At 28.9% G+C, this 15,524-nt stretch carries 14 protein-coding genes; 12 read left to right on the top strand and 2 right to left on the bottom strand.

What is annotated here, in order from left to right; all coding sequences use genetic code 11:
- Positions 1-9: 9 nt before the first annotated feature.
- The 4 genes from P4S50_RS03225 to P4S50_RS03240 are packed head-to-tail and all read left to right on the top strand — an operon-like array spanning position 10 to position 3,377.
- Positions 10-1,203 (top strand): MalY/PatB family protein, encoded by a 1,194-nt coding sequence (locus P4S50_RS03225; RefSeq protein WP_277733066.1) that lies wholly within the window; start codon positions 10-12, stop codon positions 1,201-1,203.
- 59 nt (positions 1,204-1,262) lie between these two features.
- Positions 1,263-1,640: a RidA family protein gene (locus tag P4S50_RS03230; protein WP_277733067.1), complete on the top strand. Its 378-nt coding sequence runs from the start codon at positions 1,263-1,265 to the stop codon at positions 1,638-1,640.
- Between the two features lie 26 nt (positions 1,641-1,666).
- A complete protein-coding gene (gene nhaC / locus P4S50_RS03235; protein ID WP_277733068.1) occupies positions 1,667-3,100 on the top strand; it encodes a Na+/H+ antiporter NhaC in 1,434 nt (477 codons plus the stop codon).
- A gap of 7 nt (positions 3,101-3,107) precedes the next feature.
- Positions 3,108-3,377 carry a hypothetical protein gene (locus P4S50_RS03240; protein ID WP_277733069.1) on the top strand — a complete coding sequence of 90 codons (270 nt, stop codon included), beginning with the start codon at positions 3,108-3,110 and terminating at the stop codon, positions 3,375-3,377.
- A gap of 111 nt (positions 3,378-3,488) precedes the next feature.
- Here P4S50_RS03240 and P4S50_RS03245 read toward each other — a convergent pair whose 3' ends face one another.
- Positions 3,489-4,142 (bottom strand): ABC transporter ATP-binding protein, encoded by a 654-nt coding sequence (locus tag P4S50_RS03245; RefSeq protein WP_277733070.1) that lies wholly within the window; start codon positions 4,140-4,142, stop codon positions 3,489-3,491.
- Between the two features lie 267 nt (positions 4,143-4,409).
- Between P4S50_RS03245 and P4S50_RS03250 the strand changes: the two genes are divergently transcribed.
- From P4S50_RS03250 to P4S50_RS03280, 7 genes are all read left to right on the top strand, one after another.
- On the top strand, positions 4,410-5,483 hold the full coding sequence (locus tag P4S50_RS03250) for a uroporphyrinogen decarboxylase family protein (RefSeq protein WP_277733071.1): 1,074 nt from the start codon (positions 4,410-4,412) through the stop codon (positions 5,481-5,483).
- Between the two features lie 35 nt (positions 5,484-5,518).
- Positions 5,519-6,844, top strand: a complete 1,326-nt coding sequence (locus tag P4S50_RS03255) for a Na+/H+ antiporter NhaC family protein (RefSeq protein ID WP_277733072.1) — start codon at positions 5,519-5,521, stop codon at positions 6,842-6,844.
- 95 nt (positions 6,845-6,939) lie between these two features.
- The gene (locus P4S50_RS03260) at positions 6,940-7,608 is read left to right on the top strand and encodes a corrinoid protein (RefSeq protein ID WP_331489691.1); all 669 of its coding nucleotides are present in this window, start codon (positions 6,940-6,942) and stop codon (positions 7,606-7,608) included.
- Between the two features lie 15 nt (positions 7,609-7,623).
- Positions 7,624-8,646: a methylcobamide:CoM methyltransferase MtbA gene (locus tag P4S50_RS03265; protein WP_277733073.1), complete on the top strand. Its 1,023-nt coding sequence runs from the start codon at positions 7,624-7,626 to the stop codon at positions 8,644-8,646.
- Between the two features lie 191 nt (positions 8,647-8,837).
- Positions 8,838-10,649, top strand: a complete 1,812-nt coding sequence (locus P4S50_RS03270; RefSeq protein WP_277733075.1) for an ASKHA domain-containing protein — start codon at positions 8,838-8,840, stop codon at positions 10,647-10,649.
- 22 nt (positions 10,650-10,671) lie between these two features.
- Positions 10,672-11,580, top strand: a complete 909-nt coding sequence (locus tag P4S50_RS03275; protein WP_277733077.1) for a CobW family GTP-binding protein — start codon at positions 10,672-10,674, stop codon at positions 11,578-11,580.
- Positions 11,581-11,600: 20 nt separating this feature from the next.
- Entirely contained in the window at positions 11,601-12,476 is an 876-nt protein-coding gene (locus P4S50_RS03280; RefSeq protein WP_277733079.1) for a uroporphyrinogen decarboxylase family protein, read from the top strand.
- Positions 12,477-12,566: 90 nt separating this feature from the next.
- Here the strand turns inward: P4S50_RS03280 and P4S50_RS03285 are convergent, their stop codons facing one another.
- The gene (locus P4S50_RS03285) at positions 12,567-13,910 is read right to left on the bottom strand and encodes an MATE family efflux transporter (protein WP_277733081.1); all 1,344 of its coding nucleotides are present in this window, start codon (positions 13,908-13,910) and stop codon (positions 12,567-12,569) included.
- Between the two features lie 141 nt (positions 13,911-14,051).
- On the opposite strand from P4S50_RS03285, the gene P4S50_RS03290 reads away from it, so the two are divergent.
- Complete coding sequence (locus P4S50_RS03290) at positions 14,052-15,386, top strand: aminotransferase-like domain-containing protein (RefSeq protein WP_277733082.1); 1,335 nt, start codon at positions 14,052-14,054, stop codon at positions 15,384-15,386.
- Positions 15,387-15,524: the final 138 nt, after the last annotated feature.

Consider the following 15,524-nt stretch of genomic DNA (forward strand, 5'->3'; position numbering starts at 1 on the left):
TTTTTTATTATGAAGTACAATTTTGATTGTATAATCGACAGAAGCAATAATTTTTCAGCGAAATGGTCTGAAATGGAGAAGAAATATGGAAGTAATGATTTACTTCCTATGTGGGTTGCTGATATGGATTTTAAAACAGCTCCGTGTATAGTAGATGCTATCAGAGAAAGGCTTGATCAGGAGATTTATGGATATACAACTAGGCCAGATTCTTATAATGAATCTATAGTGAATTGGGTTAAAAAAAGACATGATTGGGATATTAAAAGTGAATGGCTTATTTATAGCCCTGGAGTTATACCTTCAATAAGTCTCTTGATACAACAGCTTACTAATGAAGGAGATAAAATAATAATTCAACAGCCTGTTTATAGCCCTTTTGCTAATGTTGTTAAAGATAACAATAGAGAATTAGTTGTAAATTCTTTAAAGAAGGATGAAAACGGAAGGTATGTAATGGACTATGAAGATTTAGAAAGTAAAATAGATAAAAATGTTAAATTGTTTATTCTTTGCAATCCTCATAATCCTGTTGGTAGAGTGTGGGAAAAAGAGGAACTTATAAAATTGGGTGAAATTTGTTTGAAGAATAATATTAAGGTTATTTCTGATGAAATACATAGTGATATTATTTTTAAAAACTATAAACATACACCATTTGCTTCTATTAGTGAAGCCTTTTCTAAAAATAGTATAACTTGCATTGCACCAACTAAAACATTTAATATAGCAGGACTACAGACTTCAGTAGTAGTGTTACCAAATGAGGAGGATTATAAGCTATTAGATAAAGCTTTTACTACAATAGATATAAAAAGAAATAATTGCTTTAGTCTTGTAGCTAGTCAAGCTGCTTATAATCATGGAGAGGAGTGGCTGGAAGAATTATTAGAATATATAGAAGGTAATATTGATTTTTTAATTGATTATTTGAGAACAAATATTCCACAAATAAAGGTAGTAAAACCAGAAGGAACTTATTTAGTATGGTTAGATTTTAGCGAGTTAGGATTAGATGATGATGATTTATCAAATTTAATAAAGGAAAAAGCAAAAGTTGCACTTAATAATGGATTAGCTTTTGGTGTGGAAGGAAAAGGTTACCAAAGAATTAATCTAGCCTGTCCAAGATCTATGGTCAAAGAATCATTAGAAAGAATAAAAAAAGCTGTTGATTCATTAGAAACGAGTATTTCATTATAAAGTAATGTATTAGTATTTTGATTTTTCAAAGATAATAAAAAAATAATGGAGGTATAAAAATGGAAAAGAAAATTATTTCGACTAGTAAAGCACCATCGGCTATTGGACCATATTCTCAGGGCGTAACAGTAGGCAAATTTATATATACTTCGGGACAATTACCAATTGACCCTAAAAATGGAGAAATTCCAGAAACTATTGAACAGCAAACTAAACAAGCTATAGAGAATGGAAAAGCTATTCTTGAAGAGGCTGGAAGTGATATGTCAAAAGTATTTAAGACAACAGTATTTTTAAAAGATTTAAGTGATTTTGCAAAAATGAATGAAGTGTATGGTTTGTATTTTTCAGAAAATTATCCTAGTAGAAGTACCGTGGGAGGCGCTCAATTAGCAAAAGGTGCATTAGTTGAGATTGAATTTGTAGGAATAATATAAGTTATTAATATAAGGAGGATATTGAAATGGCAGAAAATATAAAACAAAAACCAACCTTTGGGTATTCACTAACTCTTATACTTGCAATTATAACTCTAATAACAGTAGGTATGATTGGATTTGGTGCGTCTATTACTACTATGTTTTTATTATCTTGGTTGATTGTTATTCCTGCAGCTATGAGGTTAGGGTATAAAAATTCAGAGTTAGAGGAATTTGCATATGATGTAGGAAAGGGTGCGTTTCAGTCAAATATTATAATATTATCTGTAGGAGTATTAATTGGTGCTTGGATTGCATCCGGTACTATTCCTTCAATAGTTTATGGTGGGTTAAAGATTATTACTCCTAAATATTTTTTACTTACAACTTTAATTTTATGTTCTCTTACTTCAATTGCAACTGGTACTTCTTGGGGAACACTTGGAACGGCTGGCTTAGCTATGATTAGTATTGGTTCGAGTCTTGGAGTACCAGCAGGATTAACAGCAGGTGCGATTATTTCTGGAGCTTTCTTTGGAGATAAGATGTCGCCGTTGTCTGATTCTACAAATCTTGCTCCAGCAGTTTGTGGAGGAGATTTAATTAGTCATATTAAGCATATGTTATATACGACAGGACCTGCATATATTATTTCAGGAGTTCTTTATACGGTAATTGGATTTAAATATGCAAATAACACTATTGATTATGATCAAATTAATCAGGTTTTAAATGTTTTAAATTCAAATTTTAAAATAGGATTTATTGAATATATACCTATTATATTTTTACTTGTTCTTTTACTTATGCAAAAACCAGCTATTGTTTCTATTCTTAGTTCAGCTGTTGTTGGTTGTGTTCTTGCAGTATTTAGACAAGGAGAAAGTATTTCAGATATTTTAAATTATCTTTTGTCAGGATATTCAATTGATACGGGTATGCTTTATGCTAACAAATTACTAAATCGTGGTGGTATTATGAGTATGGCTGAAACTGTATTGCTTGTATTTATAGTATTTTTAATAGCTGGTATTTTACAGAAAGCTGGATTTTTAGAAGCTCTTTTAAATCCTATGATTTCAAAAATAGGAAAGTCAAGAATAAAACTTGTTGGGTGTACATTTATTGTGAGTTATTTAGCAAATGCGTTTAGTTCTTCAATGATGTTTACATCTGTACTTGTTGGGACTTTAATGACACCGCTTTATAAGGAATTTAAACTTAAACCAGAAAATTTATCGAGAATTATTGAAGATACAGCTACCCTTGGAGCTCCATTAATTCCGTGGAACTCAAATGCTATATTTGCAAGTCAAACACTTGGTGTAAGTCCATTAGAGTTTATTCCATATTGTTTTTTAAACTGGATTACTCCTATTATTTCACTTTTCTACGGAGCAACAGGAATTACAATGACTACATTTGATGATGAAGAATTAGACACTCAAAATAGTAATGTATCTTGCTTAGGAGAATAATGGCTATATGGAATTTCATTATTACTATATAATTCAAGATATTATTGGCGTTTTTCTTGTTTTTATTAATTTAAGATTGGCTTATGTTTGTTTAAAAATAATGAAAGTAAGAGGTATTTCAAAAAAATCATTGATTTTGTTGATTCATTATCTTCTTTATTGCATAGCTGGATTTAATTTCTTGATTTCTGATTTTGGATTAAGAACATGGACTGTAAGTTCAAGCATATTCTTTATTGGAGTGCTGTTAAAGCTTGTAACTAGTTTTAAAATTTAGAAACATTAATTTTTATTGAAATAAATAAAAAAATTTTGTAAGGAAGTTGTATTTGATAAAGCTTAGCATATTTTGCTATAGATATAGAATGATTCATTCTATATCAGCTATTCAAATACAACTTCTTTTTATAATTTCTGTTATAAATTTTACATACATATTCATTAGATTAGTTTGCCATATAGGGCATGTTGCTTCTGCTATATCATGTGTAACCATTATAGTGGTCTTGTTCTCATTTTTTATTATCTGAGCGATATCATTACAAACTAAAAGTCTAGTTTGATAATCAAGTGCTGAAAAAGGTTCATCTAAGAGAAGTATATCTGGATTAACAGCTAGAGTTCTAATCAAGGCAACTCTTTGTCTCATACCACCTGAAAGTTCTTTCGGGTAGTTGTTTCTAAATTCCCAAATACCATAAAGTTTAAGAAGTCTTTCTATCTTTTTTAAAGCTTCATCATTTAATTTTTTTTGTATTTCTAATCCGATTTTAATATTATCCATTATAGTTCTCCATTCGAGAAGATGGTCTCGTTGAAACATATATCCTATCTTCCCATTCATTATAACTTCTCCTTTTGTAGGAGTTATAAGATTTGATAATATATTCATAATTGTAGATTTACCACAACCAGATGGACCTACGAGTGCTAAAATATCCCCTTCTTCTAAAGTTAGATTAATATCTTTCAAAACTTCAAGTTCTCCTTCTAATGTATAGTAATTCATAGAAAGGTCGTTTATTTGAACAATAGGTTTCATGCATTCACCCCCAAGATGATAAAGTACAACTTAGTATAATTTATATTATTAAAATATATGTAATTTTGTACCAAAACTATCTTATGAATGAAGATTGATTTTTATTCAAATATAATTTCCTATTGATTATAAAAAAATTTTATATGCGAATAAAATGACATAAGAATAATCAATTTGTAAAAATAAGGCATACAATATAAACTCTTTACTTGGAGATGGTTTTGAATAATACTTGAAATTTTTAATAGAAAATAAGGGGGATTTTAAATGAGCTATATTATAAAACCTGATGAAATGACTCCTATAGAAAGGATGCAAGCGTTTTCTGAAGGAAAAGAAATTGATAGGATTCCTTGTTGTCCATTTTTAGGAGAAAGTTGTTCTTCTATGTTTGGTCGTTCTATAAGAGAGTACAATCATTCAATAGAAGCACTGGTAGATGTTGCTGTTGGAAGTTTTGAAAAGTTTAGACCAGATAGTATAGGATTTGGACCAGGACTTCAGGGGGTACCAGAAGCCATGGGGAGTGAAGTTGTTTTTCCTGAGTATAGTACACCATACATGAGTAAGCCTGCTATAAATGATTATAATGAGATTCACAAATTAAAACCTATAGATCCTTATAAGGATGGACGGATATCATATTTTTTAGAAGCGCTCAAAATAACTAATGAAAAGATCAGTCATAAGGTAAGTGTAGGTAGTTCTGTTGGAGGGCCGTTTACTACTGCTGCTTTCTTGAGAGGAACAGAATTGTTTTTAAAAGATTTAACTAAAAATCCAGAGATGGCGCATACACTTTTAGAAATTTCAACTCAAAGTATTATAAATTATATTGATGCAGTGTGTGATTTAGGATTAAGTCCAAGTCTTGCAGAACCAATTGCATCTTGCACGATGATTAGTTCTAAGAAATTTAGAGAATTTGCAAAGCCATACTTAAAAAAATGTATGGATAGAATTATAGAGAGAAGAGGAAGTGGAACTACTCTTCATATCTGTGGTAAAACAAAAAAAGTATGGGCAGATATGGTAGATGTGGGAATAAGCAACTTAAGTTTAGATAACATAGAAGATATAGGTGAGCTTAAGGAAGAATTTGGGGATAAAGTATGCTTAATAGGTAATGTAGATCCTATAGAAGCAATAATGAGAGGGACTAGAGAAGATATATATAATGAAGCTAGACAATGTATACGAAAAGCACATAATAGTCCTAAAGGATTTATATTAAGTACAGGATGTGATGTACCTATAGGAACAGATCCAGATAAAATATTAGCTCTTATGGATGCAGCTAGAATATTTGGTAGATATCCTATTAACATTAAGGAATTATAAAGTAAAAAAATATTATATGAGAAGGGGATATTTTAATGGCAAATAAGAATTTAAAAAAGGGTAATCCTTTAGCATTACTACCTTTGGGAGTATTTTTACTTCTTTTTATAGGAACTGGAATTATTACAAAAGATTTTTATAAAATGCCTGTTATAGTTGCATTTACTATATCAGCAGCAGTTGCTTTATTGATGAATAGAGAAGAGAATATGGAAAAGAAAGTTGAGGTTTTCTGTAAAGGAGCAGGAGAAACAAATGTTATACTGATGATTGTTATTTTGATATTAGCAGGGGCTTTCGGTCAAGTTGCAAAGGAAATCGGAGGAGTAGAGTCAACAGTTAATCTAGGGTTATCATTTTTACCTCAGAATTTATTGATTGTTGGAGTGTTTTTTATAGCTTGTCTAATATCATTATCAATGGGAACTTCTATGGGAACTATAGTTGCATTGGCTCCAATTGCTGTAGGAATATCAGAGAACACAGGAATTCCTGTTGCACTAGCCTTAGGAGCTGTAGTTGGTGGAGGAATGTTTGGTGATAATTTATCTATGATTTCCGATTCAACAATTGCAGCTGTTAGAACTCAAGGTTGTGAGATGGCAGATAAATTTAAAATGAACTTTTTTATTGTGCTTTTACCTGCAATAATTACAATGGTTTTATTATGGGTTTTAACACCAAGTGAACAAACTCAAATAAGTGGTGCTCATCCATATGAAATTGTAAAGGTATTACCGTATATAGGCGTTCTTATAGCAGCTTTATCAGGAATGAATGTAATGTTAGTGTTAGCTGGAGGAATTATTTTTTCAGGAGCTATTGGTGTTGTGTATGGTAACTTTGGAGTATATGGATTATTTCAAGCTATGGCTACAGGAATGAGAAATTTACAAGATTTATCAGTAACAATCATAATCATTGGTGGAACTGTTGAACTTATCAAGTATAACGGAGGAATTGACTATTTATTAAATCTAATAACTAGTAAAATGAAAACTAAAAAAGGAGCAGAATTAGGAATTGCAGCATTAGTTAGTTTAGTAAATTTAAGCACAGCAAATAATACGATTTCTATATTAATGGCAGGGCCCTTAGCTAAAGATATATCTCAAAAATATGATATTGACCCAAGAAGAACAGCTAGTTTACTAGATATTTTTGCTTGTTGTTGCCAAGGGATTGTACCGTATGGAGCTCAATTGTTAGTAGCCGCTGGCGTTGCATCTATTACGCCAATTGAGATTATGAAATATCTATATTATCCAGTATTAACAGGCGTATTTGGAATAATATCAATATATTTAGGTTTTCCTAAATTGAAAAAATTTAAAAATAAGTCACAAAAAAATCTTGCTTAATATAGAGCTAAACTTAATTCAGATGGAGTGTTACTTTAGTTGAATTTTTAGATTTCGGATAGATAGATAATAGTCAAAAAAGGGGGAATAAAATTATGGAATTAAAAGAAAAATTATTGAAAGAATTATGTTCTTGTGTTGTAGATATGGAAGACGAAAGAGTAGAAGATGTTGCTAAAGAGTACATAGAAAATAACTTTGATGGATATGAAGGAATAAAAGATGGATTAGCTGTTGGGATGGAAGAAGCTGGGCGATTATATGAAGAGGAAGAATATTATATACCAGAATTATTAATATGTTCGGATGCTATGTATGCTGGAATAGATATTTTAAAATCAAATATAAAAGGTGATTCTGCTAAAGAAAAGTATAAAGCAGTTGTAGGTGTTGTTGAAGGAGACACACATGATATTGGGAAAAATTTATTTAAGATTATGTTAGAAACTGCAGGATTTGAAGTTTATGATTTGGGAAGAGATGTACCCTCTATTGAATTTATAAATAAAGCAAAAGAAGTGGGAGCAAATTTAATTGGTCTATCTACACTTATGACAACTACTATGGAGAATATGGAAGAGGTTATTGAGTTATTAAAAGAACAAAATATACGTGAAGATATAATTGTTATGGTTGGTGGAGGTGCTATCTCACAAAGCTATGCTAATAAAATTGGAGCAGATGGTTATGCTCGAGAGGCATCTAAAGCAGCTAAATTAGCGAAAGAATTAGTACAAAACCTAAAAAAACTAAAAAGTGCTTAATCAAGGAGGTATAATATGCTTACTCCAAAAGATAGACTACATAATATATTAAAAGGAAATAAAGTAGACCGTCCTCCTTGTATTTGTCCAGGTGGAATGATGAATATGATAATAGAAGATGTAATGGATATCACAGGAGTTACATGGCCAAGTGCGCATACTAATGCTCAAATGATGGCTGATTTAACTGAAGGTGTTTATGAAAATAAGGGATTTGAAAATTTTGGAGTACCCTTTTGTATGACTGTTGAAGCAGAGGCTATGGGTGCTAAAGTTTATATGGGAACTAAAGTTAATGAACCGAGAGTTATAGAGTATCCTATAGAGTCTGTTGCTGATTATACAAAATTACAATATATAAATGTAAATGAAGGAAGAGCAAAAGTTGTGTTGGATGCTATAAAAATATTAAAAGAAAAAAATAAAGAAGTTCCTATAATAGCAAATCTAACAGGGCCTATAAGCTTAGCATCTTCACTAATGGAGCCAATAACTTTTTATAAACAGCTTAGAAAAAAACCTAAGGAAGCACATGAGTTCATGGAATTTGTTACAAAAAATCTTATTACATTTGGAAGGGCACAACTAGAAGCTGGAGCTGATGTATTAACTATTTCAGATCCTAGTGGAACAGGTGAACTATTAGGACCAAAAATGTTTAGAGAATTTGCAGTTCCTTATTTAAATGAAATTATAAATTCTTTTAAAGATATAAAAGATAAAGGAACAATCATCCATATATGCGGAAGATTAAAAAGTATTTACGATGAACTTAATACTTTAAATAGTGATGCAATAAGTTTTGATTCAATTACAAGTGCTACTAAAGTAGTAGAGAATGTAACAAACAAGGCTATTATGGGTAATATTAGCACTTTTGCATTAGAAAATAATACTCCAGAAAAGTTGAAAAATATTTCAAATATATGCTTACACAATGGAGTAGACATACTATCTCCAGCTTGTGGTATAGGGCCAAGAACTAAGCTTGAAAATATACAGGCAATAGTTGAAACTGCTAAAAGGTATAAAAAGTAACCTATATATTTGGTTATAATGTACCTTGAATTTTGGTGCTGTCTAGTAACTAGAGAGCACTAAAATTTTATCCTAAAGCTAAGAGTTCTGGATTAGTTTACCACCAGAGTACACGCAACTAAAAATTCAGTTGGAGTAAAAATTCCATCTGAATTAAGTTTCACTTTATCTGAAAGAGAGGTAATACGAGTATGAACTACTTAAATATTAATGGAACTGACGAAAAATATGAATTTAAAGTAGGAAACACACTTTTAAATATATTACATGAAAATAATATAGGAATTGAAATTCCGTGTGGTGGAAAAGGAACCTGTGGAAAATGTAAAATTAAAATTGTAACGGGAGAAATTAATGATAAAACTGATGAGGAAGTCAATCACTTAACTAAATGTGAATTAGAAGAGGGAATAAGATTGGCTTGCCTAGTAATACCTAAAGGTGATTTAACAGTAGAACTATTACAAAAAAAAGACCTAAAGCATAGTATTTTGACAGAGGGATATATGCCTGATATTAAAATTAATCCTTTGATTTCTAAAAAGGTTTACAATATTACCAAACCAACTTTAGAAAATAATATATCGTATGAAGATATATTAAAAGATATATCAAACAATTCATTACATATAAATAATCCTATATTATTAAGGAAACTACCAAAAGCTTTTGAACAAGATCAAATAACAGCAGTTTATAGTGATGAAGAACTTATAGGAATTGAATATAAGGATACAAGTAAAAGTATATTTGGATTATCTATTGATATAGGAACTACTACGGTTGTAGGTTCATTAGTTGATTTAAGTACAGGAAAAGAAATAGACGTTGAAAGTGAAATAAACCCTCAAAAAGAATATGGATTAGATGTGCTTTCTCGAATTCATTTCATAAAAAATAATTCAGATGGATTAGAAATTTTACATAACTTGATTATAAAGTGCATTAATAAATTAATCTTAAAATTGTGTAATAAAAATGATGTATGCAGTGAAAATATTCATGAAGTAGCTGTTGCTGCAAATGCTACTATGATGCATATATTGCTTAAAGTAAATCCTGTTTCTATAGGTAAATCACCTTATTCTCCTATTTTTTCATCAAGTAAAACTATATCAGCATCTTCGTTAGGAATAAATATATCTTCATTTGGAGTAATATATTGTTTGCCAGGAGTATCTAGCTATATAGGTTCTGATATTGTAGCAGGAGCAGTTGTTTCTGAGTTATCTAAAACAGATAAGAATATTTTATTTATAGATATAGGAACAAATGGAGAAATAGTTTTATCAAAGAAAGGAAAATTATCTTCATGCTCTTGTGCAGCAGGCCCTGCTTTAGAAGGGATGAATATAAGCTGTGGGATGAGAGCTCAAGATGGAGCAATTGAAGGTGTTAACATAGATGAAAGTGGAATTGAATTAAAGGTAATTGGAAATACAGATCCTATAGGTATTTGTGGAAGTGGAATTATAGAAGTTATTTCAGAAATAGTAAGACTTAATCTTATGGGTAAAACGGGACGATTGAAGAAGAAAGATGATCTTAAGAAGGATGAAAAATTAAAAGAGATAGCAAAGTTTGTAGTTGAAGAAAATAAAAAAAGAAAATTTCTAATTAATTCAAAACCAAAAGAAATATATATTACACAGTCAGATATTCGCCAAGTTCAATTAGCTAAAGGGGCAATACTATCAGGATTTTACGCATTACTTGAATTAATGGAAATTGATATGAATGATTTAGATGAAATAATTATTGCAGGACAATTTGGAAAACACTTAAGTATAGATAGTTTAGTAGGAGTTGGTATTGTTCCAGAAAAGTTAAGAGAAAAGATTAGATATATTGGAAATTCTTCAAAAACAGGAGCGCTTATGTGTTTGATTTCTAAAGAGGCTAGAGAAGATATGGAAAAAACATCAAGAGAGATAAATTACTTTGAACTATCTACAAAAGAAGGATATGAAAGATTGTTTACAAGTTGCTTGAATTTTTATTAATAAAGATAGTAGGGAGGTATATATGATAAAGGTTGATATTGTATCTGGATTTTTAGGAGCTGGAAAGACAACGTTTATAAAAAAGATTTTAGAACTATATAAAGATAAAAAAGTTGTTTTAATAGAGAATGAGTTTGGAGAAGTAGGAATAGATGGAGATTTAATAAAAAAAGATGGATTTGAAGTTATAGAACTTCAAAGTGGATGTATTTGTTGTAGTATAAAAACTAATTTTATAGATTCTATAAATAAAATAATTAAAGATATAAATCCTGAATATATTATTGTTGAGCCAACAGGTATAGGCCTGTTAAGCGATATAATAGGAATATTTAAGAATGAAGATTTAAATAAAATATGTAGTATAAATTCACTAATTACTGTAGTTGATAGTATGAATTATATTGATATGATTGAGGATTTAGGATATTTTTTTGAAGATCAGATTATAAATGCTTCAACTTTAATACTAAGCAAAAGTCAATTTTTAGAAGAGAAAGAAGTAGAGGCTATTATTAAATCTTTAAAAAAACTAAATAAAAACGCTTATATTTTAAATAAAAACTGGGATAATTTATCTATTGAAGATGTTAAAAATATTTTAAATAATGATGATTTATCAGATTTAGACGAGTTGTACCACTTTGAAAATTATAGTGAAATGATGAAGGATATGACTAGTGTTTCAATAAAAGTACATAAAAAATATAGTAAAGAAGAAATATCAGAAATATTAGATAAGCTAAATAAAATAGAATATGGAATAGTATTAAGAGGAAAAGGATACTTGAACAGTGATGAAGGAAATATAGAATTTAATTATGTAAATGGTAATTTCACAGTACAAAAGAGTGAAGTGAAGAGTGATGGAAAACTGTGTATTATAGGAAAAAACTTAGATAAGAATGAAATAAATAATCTTTTTAGTTAAAAATATTAGGAGTTGATAGTATGAATGAAAAGATTAAATTTGAATGTAAAAGTGATGAATTAGAACAAATACCAAAAGAAATAATAGATAGTACAGAATTACAATTCCCTAAAGCACATGTAGATATGGATAGTATGGTTAATTTATCTGAAAAATTAAAAGAATATAGAAAAGATACTGTTTGTAGAATTCCATTTTGTGTTACTGTTGAATCTGAGGCCATGGGAGCTAAAATAAATCTTGGAAATGAAAAAAATGGACCAAGAGTTAGTGAATATATGTTTGATACTATTGAAGAATTAGGAAACATTAAAGAAATAGATTTAAACAAGGGAAGAATAAGAACAGTATTAGATTCTGTTGAACAATTAAGAAATCAAAATGAAATAGTATCTTTAAATGTTGAAGGTCCTTTTACAATAATATCTTCATTAATAGATCAAAGAAGTTTTTATAAAGGGATAAGAAAAAATAAAGAAATAATAGATAACTGTATAAAGGTAGTAGAAGATAGTATCGTAAAATACATATTAGAAGGTATCAAAAGAGGAGCGAATATAATATCATATGCTGATCCTTGTGGATCTATAGATATAGTTGGACCAAAAATATATAAAGAAATAAGTGGAAAGAGTACATATAAGATATTAAAACGAGTAGAAGATAGACTAGAAGATTCTATAATACATATTTGTGGAAAAACTTCTATAGGTCTTCAAAAATTAGATTTTATTGAGGCTTGTAGTATGAATCACAATGAAAATTGTACATATGGTGATGCTATATGTGGTTTGTTAAAAGATAAAGAAATAAATATTATAGGACACAACTGTATTAAGAAAACAAATTTAAAAACGAAAAATCCTAAAGTATGGATTATAAAATTAATAAAATAATTAAAGGTACCAATATATCCAAAAGCTAAAAGTTCGTCTTCTTAAAACTAGACATAAGAACTTAACAGCTTTTGGATAAGTTTTACTCAATTAAAAATTGACTTTGATATGACCAGTTTTTGTTTTTCTATTTTCCCAAATATAATATGAAAATCTTAATGCAAACCCAGCCATCCAACCAATAGGAATACCAAGCCATATACCACTGATTCCAAATTTATTAGTTAAAAATAATGATACGGGTATTTGAACACACCATAGGGAAAGTGCAGTTGAAAGCATTGGAATAAGTGAATTACCTTCACCTATTAAAACTCCATTAGTAATAACCATAGCTGAATAAATAATATAACATAAAGCAACTACATTAAGGTAGCTTACACCTATTTTAATAACAGATTTATCACTTACAAACAGGCTCATTAAAGGATGTGAAAAACTTATAATCAGTATAGTTATAAAAGTACAAACAATAGAACTGATTATTAAAGTAGATAGATATCCTTTTTTTACTCTATCATGTTTATTAGCACCTAGATTTTGTGCTGTAAATGTTGAGAGGGCATCACCTAAATTCATCGCTGGCATTTGAGCAAATGCATCTAGTTTTCCGGCAGCAGCAAATGCGGCCATGGAATTTGGTCCATAACCATTTATCAAAATTTGAATAACTATAAAACCACCAGTTATTAATAATTTTTGTAAAGCACAAGGCATTCCTATTTTTAAACTTAATCTAAATATATCCTTATCAAAATCTATATTTCTAATATTAAATCTGAACTCAGGATAAATTCTATTTAAATAAATGAAGCTACCTATAAATGAAACCGTTTGAGATATTACTGTAGCAAGTCCCGCTCCAAAGACACCTAACTTAAAAGTTATAATAAATATTAAATCTAAAATTATATTTAATACAGTTGAGAATATTAGAAAATATAGAGGAGTTTTTGAATCTCCAATACCTCTTAAAATACTACTAATAGTGTTGTAACAAAATGAAGAAGTTGTTCCAATCAAAAGAATATGAAGATAAATTTTAGCTGTAGGAACTATTACTGCTGGGACTTTGAAAAAAACTAAGATAGAATTACTAGTTAAAAGCCCTAATGAAGTAATTAGTATAGATAGTATAAATGAAAACACATAAGCTGTATCTATAGCCTTTTTTACTTTTTCAATATCTTTTGCACCATAATATTTAGCTATAAGAATATTCGTACCTAAAGTTAACCCCATAACGATTAGTAAAATTACAAGCATAATATTAAAGCTAGCACTAACTGATGCTAAAGCATTTTTACCTAAGAAGTTACCTACTATAATACTGTCTATTGTATTGTATAATTGTTGAAACATATTACCTATAAGTATTGGTATTGTAAATTTAAATATAACTTTTACTTCATTTCCTGTAGTTAAATCTTTCATAATATATCCTCCCTTACTAGACTAAATACTTTATTTTGGAAAAAGTTTGTAGTACAGTTAAAGTATAAAATAGGTATATATTTACATCAATGATAGAAATTTCAATGTGGGCTAGTACAGATATTATAGGGGGAACGGGTTTTGAAAAAATATCAAGCTATTATAAATTATATAAAAAGTGAAATTTCAAATGGGAGTATTAAATCTGGTAAAAAACTACCATCAATAAGAAATATCTGTGAAGAATTTCAATGTAGTAAAGTAACTGTTGTTAAGGCATATGACTTGTTAGAAAAGGAACATATAATATACTCAATTCCTAAAAGTGGATACTACCTTATTGAAAATAATTTGAATTTAAATAATAAGATTTGTAATAAATATATAGATTTTTCTACATCAGCTCCAGATAGTCGTATTTTGCCATATGAAGAATTTCAACATTGCTTAAATCAAGCCATGGATTTATATAAGGAAAGATTGTTTTCTAATTCAAATACTCAAGGATTTGAAAATTTAATCAATGTGATAGTAAAACAACTTCAAGATTATCAAGTATTTACTTATAATAAGTGCGTTTTTATAACCACTGGTTCACAACAAGCTATCAATATATTGACAATGATGCATTTTCCAAATGGTAAAGATAATGTACTAATAGAACAACCTACATATCATGGAGTTATTAAATCTTTAGAGATTAATAATATAAATACAATTGGTATAAAAAGGGACCATAATGGGATAGACCTAAATGAACTTGAAAAGATGTTTAAGTATAATAATATAAAATTTTTTTATACTGTTCCAAGATTTCATAACCCTACAGGGTTTTCATACTCTAATAAGGATAAAAAGAAAATAATAGAGTTGGCTGAAAAGTATGATGTGTATATAGTTGAGGATGACTATCTTGCAGATTTAGAGGTAGATAAAAAATCAGATCCAATATATGCCCTAGATTGTTCGTCTAGAGTAATATATTTAAAAAGCTATTCTAAAATTATACTTCCGCAATTAAGAATTTCAGCAGTAGTTCTTCCAAAATTATTATTGAAAACTTTTAAAGAGTATAAGAAGTGGAATGATTTAAATACATCTATACTTTCACAAGGTGCTCTAGAAATTTATATAAAAAGTGGTATGTTTAATGCACATATGAAAAAGCTTAGAACAGTATATCGTGAAAGAATGAGTTATCTTGATAAACTAATAAAAAACTTAAATAATTCAAATGTAAAATGGTATATACCTAATTCAGGGTTTTTTGCAAGTTTTGAAATTACTAATAATGTAAGTAGTAAAGACATTGTTAGAAGATTAAATATGAAAAATATATTACTACCAGATACCTGCATGTTTTACCTAGAAAATCATATAAATGAAAAGTTGATAAGGTTGAGTGTGAGTAGGGTTAATAATGATGAAATTAAAAAGGGGATCAATATGATTTTGAAGGAAATAAAAGATAAATAGTAATAACTTTTTTGTTTTGGGTATTTATACCTAGATGATGAAACACTTACTGAATCTAAACTCATATAATGATAAAGGATAAAGAAAAAATGTAAAAATTTGAAATGGAATATTTTATAAATGTATATTTATTTTATG

Origin of the sequence: Tepidibacter hydrothermalis (assembly GCF_029542625.1) — a bacterium.
In the GTDB taxonomy this organism is placed as follows: Bacteria; Bacillota; Clostridia; order Peptostreptococcales; family Peptostreptococcaceae; genus Tepidibacter_A; species Tepidibacter_A hydrothermalis.